Origin of the sequence: Campylobacter sp. BCW_4323 (assembly GCF_001763115.1) — a bacterium.
In the GTDB taxonomy this organism is placed as follows: Bacteria; Campylobacterota; Campylobacteria; order Campylobacterales; family Campylobacteraceae; genus Campylobacter_D; species Campylobacter_D jejuni.
The window spans coordinates 138,233-149,011 of the sequence record NZ_MJYC01000039.1; the positions used below are offsets into that span (position 1 = coordinate 138,233).

Annotated in this window: 16 protein-coding genes and 1 pseudogene; 13 read left to right on the forward strand and 4 right to left on the reverse strand. The window is 28.0% G+C overall.

The window, feature by feature from the left end; genetic code table 11:
* The first annotated feature begins 49 nt into the window (after window positions 1-49).
* Both AJN60_RS03280 and AJN60_RS03285 read left to right on the forward strand, forming a co-directional pair.
* The gene (locus tag AJN60_RS03280) at window positions 50-262 is read left to right on the forward strand and encodes a hypothetical protein (protein ID WP_070283027.1); all 213 of its coding nucleotides are present in this window, start codon (window positions 50-52) and stop codon (window positions 260-262) included.
* Between the two features lie 35 nt (window positions 263-297).
* Window positions 298-510, forward strand: coding sequence for a hypothetical protein (locus AJN60_RS03285; RefSeq protein ID WP_070285874.1), 213 nt, complete (start codon window positions 298-300; stop codon window positions 508-510).
* Window positions 511-574: 64 nt separating this feature from the next.
* Here AJN60_RS03285 and AJN60_RS03290 read toward each other — a convergent pair whose 3' ends face one another.
* Window positions 575-1,279: a putative metalloprotease CJM1_0395 family protein gene (locus tag AJN60_RS03290; RefSeq protein WP_070285875.1), complete on the reverse strand. Its 705-nt coding sequence runs from the start codon at window positions 1,277-1,279 to the stop codon at window positions 575-577.
* Window positions 1,280-1,385: 106 nt separating this feature from the next.
* Between AJN60_RS03290 and AJN60_RS03295 the strand changes: the two genes are divergently transcribed.
* Window positions 1,386-1,748, forward strand: coding sequence for an HIT family protein (locus AJN60_RS03295; protein ID WP_002857306.1), 363 nt, complete (start codon window positions 1,386-1,388; stop codon window positions 1,746-1,748).
* Window positions 1,749-1,822: 74 nt separating this feature from the next.
* A complete protein-coding gene (locus tag AJN60_RS03300; RefSeq protein ID WP_002870418.1) occupies window positions 1,823-2,395 on the forward strand; it encodes a YceI family protein in 573 nt (190 codons plus the stop codon).
* Window positions 2,396-2,399: 4 nt separating this feature from the next.
* Here the strand turns inward: AJN60_RS03300 and AJN60_RS03305 are convergent, their stop codons facing one another.
* Together AJN60_RS03305 and AJN60_RS03310 are read right to left on the reverse strand one after the other, a co-directional pair.
* Entirely contained in the window at window positions 2,400-3,356 is a 957-nt protein-coding gene (locus tag AJN60_RS03305; protein ID WP_070285876.1) for a hypothetical protein, read from the reverse strand.
* Between the two features lie 60 nt (window positions 3,357-3,416).
* The gene (locus AJN60_RS03310) at window positions 3,417-3,626 is read right to left on the reverse strand and encodes a transcriptional regulator (protein WP_002778401.1); all 210 of its coding nucleotides are present in this window, start codon (window positions 3,624-3,626) and stop codon (window positions 3,417-3,419) included.
* A gap of 176 nt (window positions 3,627-3,802) precedes the next feature.
* Here AJN60_RS03310 and AJN60_RS09930 point away from each other — a divergent pair.
* The 7 genes and pseudogenes from AJN60_RS09930 (at window position 3,803) to AJN60_RS03335 (ending at window position 7,551) form a co-directional block, all read left to right on the forward strand.
* Window positions 3,803-4,233: pseudogene (locus tag AJN60_RS09930) on the forward strand (hypothetical protein).
* A gap of 42 nt (window positions 4,234-4,275) precedes the next feature.
* Entirely contained in the window at window positions 4,276-4,536 is a 261-nt protein-coding gene (locus AJN60_RS03315) for a hypothetical protein (RefSeq protein ID WP_070285877.1), read from the forward strand.
* Window positions 4,536-4,886 carry a hypothetical protein gene (locus tag AJN60_RS03320; RefSeq protein WP_172671942.1) on the forward strand — a complete coding sequence of 117 codons (351 nt, stop codon included), beginning with the start codon at window positions 4,536-4,538 and terminating at the stop codon, window positions 4,884-4,886. Before AJN60_RS03315 ends, AJN60_RS03320 begins: the two co-directional genes overlap by 1 nt.
* Window positions 4,887-4,893: 7 nt before the next feature.
* On the forward strand, window positions 4,894-5,070 hold the full coding sequence (locus AJN60_RS09695; protein WP_180371137.1) for a hypothetical protein: 177 nt from the start codon (window positions 4,894-4,896) through the stop codon (window positions 5,068-5,070).
* A gap of 121 nt (window positions 5,071-5,191) precedes the next feature.
* On the forward strand, window positions 5,192-6,769 hold the full coding sequence (locus tag AJN60_RS03325; protein ID WP_002902078.1) for an ABC-F family ATP-binding cassette domain-containing protein: 1,578 nt from the start codon (window positions 5,192-5,194) through the stop codon (window positions 6,767-6,769).
* Complete coding sequence (locus AJN60_RS03330) at window positions 6,759-7,094, forward strand: hypothetical protein (protein ID WP_002859498.1); 336 nt, start codon at window positions 6,759-6,761, stop codon at window positions 7,092-7,094. Before AJN60_RS03325 ends, AJN60_RS03330 begins: the two co-directional genes overlap by 11 nt.
* A gap of 73 nt (window positions 7,095-7,167) precedes the next feature.
* Window positions 7,168-7,551, forward strand: coding sequence for a hypothetical protein (locus tag AJN60_RS03335; RefSeq protein WP_070240064.1), 384 nt, complete (start codon window positions 7,168-7,170; stop codon window positions 7,549-7,551).
* 43 nt (window positions 7,552-7,594) lie between these two features.
* Here the strand turns inward: AJN60_RS03335 and AJN60_RS03340 are convergent, their stop codons facing one another.
* Window positions 7,595-8,179 carry an IMPACT family protein gene (locus AJN60_RS03340; RefSeq protein WP_070285878.1) on the reverse strand — a complete coding sequence of 195 codons (585 nt, stop codon included), beginning with the start codon at window positions 8,177-8,179 and terminating at the stop codon, window positions 7,595-7,597.
* A gap of 127 nt (window positions 8,180-8,306) precedes the next feature.
* Between AJN60_RS03340 and AJN60_RS03345 the strand changes: the two genes are divergently transcribed.
* Together AJN60_RS03345 and AJN60_RS03350 are read left to right on the forward strand one after the other, a co-directional pair.
* Window positions 8,307-9,533: a hypothetical protein gene (locus AJN60_RS03345; protein WP_070285879.1), complete on the forward strand. Its 1,227-nt coding sequence runs from the start codon at window positions 8,307-8,309 to the stop codon at window positions 9,531-9,533.
* Window positions 9,526-10,263, forward strand: coding sequence for an ATP-binding protein (locus AJN60_RS03350; RefSeq protein WP_070285880.1), 738 nt, complete (start codon window positions 9,526-9,528; stop codon window positions 10,261-10,263). The genes AJN60_RS03345 and AJN60_RS03350 overlap by 8 nt, the downstream gene beginning before the upstream one ends.
* Window positions 10,264-10,779: the final 516 nt, after the last annotated feature.

The following is a 10,779-nucleotide window of genomic DNA, read 5'->3' on the forward strand; positions in this document are numbered from 1 at the left end:
TAGATTTGGCGAAATTGCCGAGAAAAACAGAAAAGATATTCAACAAAAAATGCAAACTGCACAAGAACAATATAACAACCAAAAAGAACAAGAAACAAAAACTTTTAAACCTATACAAGCAGAAAGTAAAAGCGAAACTTACAAAGATGAAGTAAAAACAAATTTTTGGCAACAATTTTTAAAAGTTCAACAAGAAAATGGAATGGATGTTTTAGAAATCTTAGAAATACTGAATAAGCAAGGCATAGATATAAAAGCTTGAAAATGCAAAAATTTAAATTATAAAAAGGATAAAAAATGTTAAATATTTTACATGCAAATTCAAATCATCGTTTCCATAAATGTATGCCTAAGGAAGTTCATCAAATATATGATACTTTAAAGCTTATGGAACAAGAAGAAGATAAACAAAAAGTAGAAGCCGAAGCTAAAAAAGAAGAACAAAGTAATTCTACAAATACAGATAAAGCAGATAATAAAAAGATAAAATTTTTAGATATGTCTGTTTAGTTTTAAAACAAAGCTTTATTTATAAGGAAGATTGGTATAAATTTTTTATTTAAATGTAAGAATTTTAAGATGCGATATTGAATTTAATGTCGTTATTTTGTGAGTTTTGTTGATAAGTTCTAGCGACAAAATTTTTAAAGTCTTTATCAAAATTTGAATTTTTATCGTTGTTTTTTGAATCTTTATCTGTTTTTTCTAAGCTATTTTCTGAATTTTTATTATCTTTTTCTTTATCTTCTTCTTCTTTTTCTTTGGCCTCTTCGGCTTTAAGCTTCATTGCTTCAGCTCTTGCTTCAAATTCCATTTTTGTAGCATTTGCTGCAACTTTATAGTCTTGTGGGCTAGGATCAGCAGGAGCCATAGCTGCTGCTGCGATTTGTCTTGCATTGGCTATAGTTTCTTCTGGTGTGTTTCCTTTTTGCATGCTGATAGGAACTTCGCCCGCTGTAGCATACATTTGATTATCAGGGCCTCTTGTGTAAGTAAAACTTGCAGCACCTGCTAAGCCGCCACCCGCTGCTTGATGTGCAGCTTCATGAGCCTTTACATTTCTATCGATACTTTGGAGTTCGCGAACTTGAGCTACTTCTTTTTGGCTTAGCTCTACGCCATTAACCATTTGGGTTTGTTCGCCATTTTTTTCTTTATCATCTTTATTTTCACTAAGATTTTTTTCATCTTTTTGAGTGGAATCAGATTGATTTGTTTTATCAAAAGAAGGTTTGCTAGAGTAGTAATCATAAGAGTTATAACTTGAACTAATTTGCATTTATCCTCCTTTTTGTTTTTTAAATTTTAGGAATTTTAACGCATTTTGACTTAAAAATTTGATAAATTTTGTAAAATAATCATAAATACAATTTCAAAGGAATGTAATGATTTATGAAAATGATTTGATTTATATAGAGAAAGAGGAGGCTCAAGTGCCTTGGCTTAAAATTTTTACTAAAGAAATTTATAAAGAATTTAGCGATTGTCCTTTAGAGTTGCAAAAAGAACTTTTTGAAAAAATTTTACTTTGTGAAAAGGCTATGATAGAATTTTACAAACCTGAAAAAATCAATATCGCCTCTTTTGCAAATTATGTGCCAAGGGTGCATTTTCATGTTATGGCAAGATTTAAAGAAGATGCGTTTTTTCCAGAGTGTATGTGGGGAAAACAGCAAAGAGAAGCAATAAAGCTTGATTTGCCTAAATTTGAAGAATTTGTAAAATTTTTAAATAGTAAAATTTTTTAATTTTTATTAATGATTTATTATGTTTTATCTAATAAAATTTTTATATTGAAAATTACTATAAAAAAAGGAAAAAAATGAAAAAAGTTTTATTAAGTTCATTGGTTGCGGTGTCTTTGTTAAGCACAGGTTTGTTTGCTAAAGAATATACTTTAGATAAAGCACATACAGATGTAGGTTTTAAAATCAAACATTTACAAATTAGCAATGTAAAAGGAAATTTCAAAGATTATTCTGCGGTGATTGATTTTGATCCTGCGAGTGCTGAGTTTAAAAAGCTTGATGCAACTATAAAAATCGCATCTGTAAATACAGAAAATCAAACAAGAGATAATCACTTACAACAAGATGATTTTTTCAAAGCAAAAAAATATCCTGATATGACTTTTACAATGAAAAAATATGAAAAAATCGATAATGAAAAAGGCAAAATGACAGGAACTTTAACTATAGCTGGAGTTTCTAAAGATATCGTTTTAGATACTGAAATCGGCGGTGTAGCTAAAGGCAAAGATGGAAAAGAAAAAATAGGTTTTTCTTTAAATGGAAAAATCAAACGCTCTGATTTTAAATTTGCGACAAGTACTTCAACTATTACTTTAAGTGATGATATTAATTTAAATATCGAAGTTGAAGCAAACGAAAAATAATTTTTTAGTCTAAGAGTCTTGCTCTTAGACTTTGTAAATTTTTATCCAAATTTTCTTCACTTTCTTGCCAAATCAATTTAAAATCTGGTTTAAAATTTTCATTTTCTAAATTAAATTCCGTGTTTTTCAAGGTGGATTCTAAAAAAGCAAGATGATTTAAAGCTTGATTTTTGTCATTAAAAATGAAAATAAAATCATTTTCTACGATGAAAATTTTTGCTCTAAAGCGTTTTAAAATTTTTGCAATTTGTTTTAAGATGAGTTTGGCATAGCTTTCTTTAGTATCTTTTAGTTCATTAAAATGAAGCAAGGCAATGATATAGTTGTTTTTTCCCTTTGTAAAGCGTGTAAGGCTTTTTTCATTAGGTAGTTTTGTTAAGGTGTCAAAAAAAGCTAACTTATAAGCGTGACTTAAAAGATAAAAACAAAAAACCAAGCTTGCAAATTCAAAATACCTTATTCCTGCTCCTTCTTGAAATAAAAACTGAAAATATGCAGCAAAAAATGCGATAATAAGATAATATTCTTTAGTTTTAAAGGTTTTGATAAAAATGAGTATTAAGCCGACTAAAAAAAATAAAAATCCTAATTCACTCACAGGCTTAAAAAAATCTAATGCAATAAAATGAAATTCTAAACCAGCGCTATTAAAAGTAGTATTTCTAGGTAAAATGATACTTAAAATGCCTATAAAAATAAGGGTTGTAATTGAAGCAATATTTTTTTTATTTAAAATTAAAACATGATGTTTTCCAAGGCAAAATAGGGTAAAAACCATAGGTAAAAACAAGGCGACAAATAAATTAGCTTGAAAAAAACTTGTATAAAAATAAGGTAACTTAGCTCCTAATAATACTAAAGTCAAAAAGAAAATTTTTGAATTTTTAAAGTAAAAGGATAACACAAGTGTTGAAATTTCAAAAATAAAGCTCAATGATATTAAAAAATCTAATAAAAACATTTCAAATCCTTGATTTTTATAAAAGTGATAATTGTATAGAAAAAAGCTTAAAAGTGGACTTTATTTAAATTTAGCAATTTCATCTTGTATGGTTTGTTCTATATGAAGTAATTCTTCATGAGTTTTTTTGCTATTTTCTAAAAGTTCATCAAATTTAAAGCCAAGCATAACAATACGATATAAATTGGGTTTATATTTTCTCCAATTATATAAAGTGCTAACATCAATGTCTAGTTCATATGCCATATCACGCTTGCTCTTTTTTGTCATTTTTTACCTTAAAAATTTAGCCTTTAAAAAATTTTACATTAAAATTTCTTTATTAAAAACACTTGAAATATTCAATCTTTTATATAAAATATATTTAATATTTCAATATTAATTAAGTTATAGTAGTTATAGTATGGAATAATTCGAGATATTTTTTAATTTTCAAGGAGAAATGTATGGATTTTAATTCAGTTCTTTCTAATATTGGTGATAAGTTACCAAGAGATGGTTTAGCAGCAATTACGCTAAAAGAAAATTTGAACGCTTAAGCGAAGAAAGAAAAAAGATGTGTTAAATCGACTTCCTATGCTTAAACTAAAAAGCCCTGCTTTGGTGTTTTGGGTAGGAACTTTTTTATTTGGCCCTTTTGGAGTAGGGCGTTTTATGATAGGTGATATGGTTTTAGGTTTTGTGCGTTTAGCATTTGTGATTATTCCAAATAATTTTTTATATTGTTGCAAGTGAATCTTTGCAGAACATAGCATATATATTAGCACTTATGAATTGGATAGTCAATTGGACTATTTGGTGGATTGTAGATATGTTTTTAGTAGGTAAAAAACTTCGCAAACAAAATTATGAAAAAATTGTAAATATCATACAGTGATGATTATTTTATTTTAAAACTAATGAAAGAATGGAGATGAAAATGAGTGAAAAATATACACCTTTTGAAGTAGAGCCTACTTTACTTTATGAGAAAGATACTTATAAAATTGTTGCAGGAAAAGCATACACAAATAAAGATGAAAAATTTTGCATAGGCTTAAAATCAAATGGTTTTCCAGTAAATTCTTATCTTATATTTCCTCCACAGCTTAACTTAGATTTATTAAAAAGTCTTTTGGGGGAAGATGGTGCTAAAATTGATGAAATCATAGAATTTATTAAAATAATAATGGAGAAATAATGAAAAATATTTTATTAAGCTTGATGTTGGTTTTTTTATTTGCAGGATGTTTTAATAATAAGCCAAAATGCGATGATGAAGATGTTAAGCTTACGCTAAAAAGTATTTTAGATGATGATGAATGGGTTTATGTTGAGTATGGTTTAAATGAACAATCCTTAAGGGCGTTAAGGATAAATTCCAATGGTATGGATATGAGGGATTTAGAGGCTGCATTATCTACTGATACGCTTGGAGTTTTAAGGGCACATTTTAAACCTTTACTTGATTTGAAAGATTATGCTAATGAAGTGGTTTATACTTCTTTTGAAAGTTTTATAACCAAAGATAGCAAGGATAAAAAAAACTAGTTTTTGTATGGCTAGTTTAAAATTTACTTATCCACAAATGCCTAATGAAATGCGAGAAAAATATTCAAGAGGTGCTTTAAAAGGAATTTTATTTGATGGAGGGGAATATGAAACTCAAATTTCTTATAGTGCTAGATTTAGCGATGATAAAAAGCAAGTTTTTGTAGAACTTTTGGATTATTAATTTATTTTAACAATGAAATTTTATTTTCATTGTCTATATAAAATTTATACTCAATTAATTTCAAGTCTTTTTTGATACAATTTCTTAAAAATTTTTATAAGTAAAAAATTTAAGGAAAATCATGGTTGAAGTAAAAAATCTTACTATGCGTTTTGCAAATCAGCTTTTATTTGAAAATGTGAATTTAAAGCTTGTTAGAGGACAAAGATACGGACTTATTGGTGCTAATGGTGCGGGAAAATCGACTTTTTTGAAAATTCTTTCAGGAGAAATTGAGTCAAGTAGTGGCGAAATAGTATTTGATGAAGGCTTGAAAATCGCAGTTTTAGGGCAAGATCAATTTGCTTTTGAAAACTACACCATCAAAGATGCAGTGATGTGTGCAAATAAGCGTTTGTATGAGGCTTTAAAAGAAAAAGAAAAGCTTTATATGAGCGAGGAATTTACTGATGAGATCAATGAACGCTTAGGTGAGCTTGAGATAATAACGGCCGAAGAAGATCCAAATTATGATTGTGAAACACGTTGTGAAAAAATTTTAAGTTCTTTAAAGATTAAAGATTTTGATGCTTTAATGAGCACCTTGCAAAGTGCGGATAAATTTAAAGTCTTACTGGCTCAAGTTTTATTTTTGGGTGCGGATGTGCTTTTTTTAGATGAGCCTACAAATAACCTTGATTTAGAGGCGATTTCTTGGCTTGAAAATGAACTTTTAAGACATGAAGGGACTTTAGTTGTCATCTCTCATGATAGGCATTTTTTAAATAAAATTTGCACAAGAATTTTGGATGTGGATTTTAAACAAATTCGTGATTTTGCGGGAAATTATGATGATTGGTATATGGCTTCAACGCTTTTGGCAAAACAAGCTGAGCTTAAACGCGATAAAACCTTAAAAGAAAGAGAAGAATTAGAAAATTTCATTCGCCGTTTTAGCGCAAATGCTTCTAAGGCAAAACAAGCCACAAGCCGTGCTAAGGCACTTGAAAAACTAGAGCTTGAAGAGATTAAAATTTCAAGCCGTAGAGATCCTAGCATAGTTTTTAGAACCAATCGTGAAATAGGTAATGAAGTTTTAGAATTTAAAGGTATAGGCAAGGCTTATGATAAACAACTATTTTCAAATTTGGAGCTAAAAATAGAAAAAAATGATAAAATCGCTTTGATTGGGGCAAATGGTGTGGGCAAAAGTACTTTGGCAAAAATCATTGCTCATGCTATAAGTCCAGATAGTGGATCTATGCACCTTGGGGCAACTATAGAGCTTGGATATTTTCCTCAAGATACAAGTAATTTAATTTGTGAAAATTTGAAACTTTATGAATGGCTGATGAGTGAAAAATTTAAAGATCTAGATGAAATCCGCAAGTGTTTAGGTAGAATGCTTTTTAGTGGCAGCGATCAAGAAAAAATGGCAGCAAGTTTAAGTGGGGGCGAAAAACATCGTTTAATGCTTTCTCGTTTGATGCTAGAGCGTCCAAATTTCTTGCTTTTAGACGAACCTGATAACCATTTAGATCTTGAAAGTATTATTGCACTAGGTGAGGCTTTGTATAATTTCAAAGGTGTAGTGCTTTGTATCAGCCACGATAGGGAATTAGTTTCTGCTTTTGCTAATAGAATTTGGCATTTAGAAAATGGTAAGCTTACAGATTTTCGTGGAACTTATCAAGAATTTTTAGGAGAAAATGATGGCTAAATTTAGAATTCAATACAGCGCAGGTTTTGGGCATTATACACAAAATCACAAGGGTTTTGGGCCTACGATTTATATAGAAGAAGTGGTAGAGTTTGATAATGGCAAGGATTATTTTGATTATATAGATTTTTATAAAACTTATTCAAAGAGCGATGATACTTATTTTCATATCAGTTTTTTAGAAGATAGACCTCTAAGCGATAAAGAAATCACCATTCGCAATGAATACCGCAAAATGCGTGATGAAAACTGTAAAAAAGCCAAGGAGGAATTTATAGCCAACAATGAGCTTGATGTGGAGCATTTGCCTACTCATCATGATTAAAAAACATTGATCTTACATAAAAAGGAACGCTTTTTGCTTGTATAGTTTTTGCATATTTTGAAAGGAGAAAACTATGCAGGTAAATTATAGAACGATTAGCTCGTATGAATACGATGCTATTAGTGGTCAGTATAAACAGGTGGATAAACAGATTGAAGATTATTCTTCATCTGGAGATTCTGATTTTATGGATATGTTAAATAAGGCGGATGAGAAGTCAAGCGGAGATGCTTTAAATTCTAGCAGTAGTTTTCAAAGCAATGCGCAAAACTCAAATTCAAATTTAAGTAATTATGCTCAAATGTCAAATGTTTACGCTTATCGTTTTAGACAAAATGAAGGCGAGTTGTCTATGAGAGCTCAAAGTGCTAGCGTTCATAATGATCTTACACAACAAGGTGCAAATGAACAAAGTAAGAATAATACTTTGTTAAATGATTTATTGAGCGCAATTTAATCAAAAGCTCCATTTTGGAGCTTTTATATTTACTTGCAAGAATTTATAATTTCTCTATTTCAAAAGGTGCAAAATTTTTACAAAAAATTTCAAATTCTTGCTCCTCTTTTTCATTTAATTTGATATGTAATATAGCTTTGCAATCCTTAAAATCTTTTGCGAAATTAAAAGAATAAGTTTTTAAAAAATGTTCAAAACGATTTAAATTTTTTAAATCAATAGCAATGGTTGTATTTTTTTTCAATTCGAATGAAAGTAAAGAAGAATTATTGATCACGGCATTTGCCACATCGCTATAAGCTCTTACAAGTCCCCCTGTACCAAGTTTTATACCGCCAAAATATCTTACAGTGATTAAAGCCGCATTGATAAGATCATACCCCCTTAGAACATTTAAAGTTGGCATTCCAGAAGTTCCTTTAGGCTCTCCATCATCACTTTTATCTTCTACAATTTGATTAAAATCATTTAAAACACGATAAGCATAGACAAAATGAACAGCTTTTGGATGCTCTTTTTTTAGTGTTTCTATTAAAAATTTAAAATCTTTAAAAGGGCAAAGAAAAGATAAGAAAGTAGATTTTTTAATATCGATTTGTGTTTGAAAAATTTGATCAATAGTTTGCATTTTTGCCTTTTTTTGTTTAAAATTATACTTATAAAAACTAAAATCAATTTGATGTTAATTTTTAAGATATTTGATATTTATATGATTTGCATTGATATTTTAAGTTTAATTTTGTAAAATTTTCATTATGGAAAAAATCAAAAATTATAAACTTATCATCATTTTACTTAGTCTTGATTTGTTAGCTTTGCTTTATGGAATTTCAACACTGAGTATTAGTGCTGATGAATCTGATATTTATTTTGGTGAGCAGGGTAAATCACTTATTTTTTCCCATAGTTTGCTTTATTATATATCTCATTTTGGAACTTTTATTTTTGGGCAAAATGATTTTGGTTTAAGGCTTCCTTTTTTATTTTTTCATTTTTTAAGTTGTTTGCTTTTGTATTTGCTAGCTTTAAAATATACTAAAACTAAAATCGATGCTTTTTTTGCTTTATTGTTATTTGTTTTATTGCCGGGTACTGTTGCAAGTGCTTTACTGGTTAATGCCGCATCTTTGGTGATTTTTTTAACCCTTGCTATATTATGTGCTTACGAATATGAGAAAAAATGGCTTTTTTATGTATTATTGATTATAGTATTATTTGTTGATAAATCTTTTAATATTTTATTTTTAACTTTTTTCTTTTTTGGGATTTATAAAAGAAATGCTATTTTATTTACCTTATCTCTTGTTTTGTTTGGAGCGAGTATCAGTTTTTATGGTTTTGATACAGGTGGTCGCCCAAGGGGTTATTTTTTAGATACTTTAGGAATTTTTGCTGCATGTTTTTCTCCTTTGGTTTTTGTGTATTTTTTTTATACTATTTATCGTTTGACTTTTCAAAAATATAAAAATTTATTATGGTTTTTAATGAGCGTAACATTTGTATTTTGTTTGTTGCTTTCTTTAAGACAAAAACTTTTTTTAGATGATTTTTTGCCTTTTTGTGTTATTTGCACTCCTTTGCTTATAAAAACTTTAATGCAAAGTTATAGGGTGAGATTACCAGTTTTTCGATTAAGGTATAAAATCTTTATAGAATGTTCTATAATTTTTTTAATATTTTGTTACTTTTTAATCGTCGCTAATCAATTATTGTATTATTTTATAAACAATCCAAATTATCATTTTGCCAATAATTATCATTTTGCTAAAGAATTGGCGCTAGAATTAAAAAAACAAGATATTTTAGAGCTTGCAACAGCCCCAAGTTTGCAAAAAAGATTACGATTTTATGGAATAAAAAATAGTAATAAATTTTATTTAAAAGCTTTAAAACAAGCTGATAAGTATGATATAGACAAAAAAATTGTTAAAGTAAAACTTGGAAAATATGAAAAAGTATATCAGATTTTAAACTATGATTAAAGCTTTTAATTTGTTAGAATTTGTGTTTATAATTCTCATTTTGGGTATAGTTTTTAATTTAGGCAGTCTTTACTTAAAAAAAGACAATCTACTAGAAGGTGCAATACAAATTCTTAATGATATCCAATACACCCAAAATTTAGCCATGATGCAAGAAGGTATAAGAGTTGATGAGTTGGCTATCGCAAAAAGAGAGTGGTTTAAAAGTAAATGGCAGATTTATTTTATAAAATCAGCTGCCACGGGTTATGATCAAACATATACTATTTTCTTGGATAAAAATGGCGATGGAAATGCTAATTTAGGTAAAACTGAAATCAATATAGATAGAGAAATTGCTGTTGATGTAATCAATCATAACAAATTAATGAATTCAGGTCAAAGTGGAGTTATTAGTAAAGATGATGAAAAAACTACACAAAGATTTAATCTTACAAAAAGATTTGGAATAGAAAAGGTTGAATTCAAAGGATCTTGTTCAGGATTTACTAGATTAGTATTTGATGAAATGGGCAGAGTGTATTCTCCGTTAAAAAATGCCAATTATGCGTATGAAAAAACTTTAGCAAAGAATAATTCAGATTGCATTATACGTTTGTTATCAAAAAAGCACGCTCTTTGTATCGTTATAGATACGCTTAGCGGTTATGCTTATATTCCAGATTTTAAAACACTTAAAAGTCAATTTGTTAATATAAAAAATAAAAATTACGAGTGCTCTAAAATATAGCCCCCATTTTTCAACCCACCAAATACTTATATAAATATTTACACAAATATTTATACTATTTAATCCTTTATTTAATCCCCTTTTAAGTTTAATTGGTTATACTTTCATTTCCTTTTTTGAAAAAAGGACTTAAAATCTTTTAAATTATAAAGTTTCACTAACTGAGTAGATTTTATAAATTAACTTTATTTTAGATTTTTTAAGTTTTTAAATTATTTGAGTTTTTAACTTTCTTAATTTTTTAATTTAAAACTAAAAGCTTTTTTATAAATCTTGTTTTTAATTTAAAAACTTTTCTTTTAAAAATGATTTTTTGTTTTGTTCTTTTAAATTAGTATTGTTATTCAAATCTTATTAGTCAATCTTTGAAATCTAAATAAGTGATCGATTGAGCCAGAAAGATTTAGGCATAAGCAATTATGTAAAATCTATTCAATCTAATATTAAAAAGATTAAAAGCTTTCTTTTAATCTTTTATAACTTTTTCTTTGAAGAAAAAGATTAAACTATCTATAA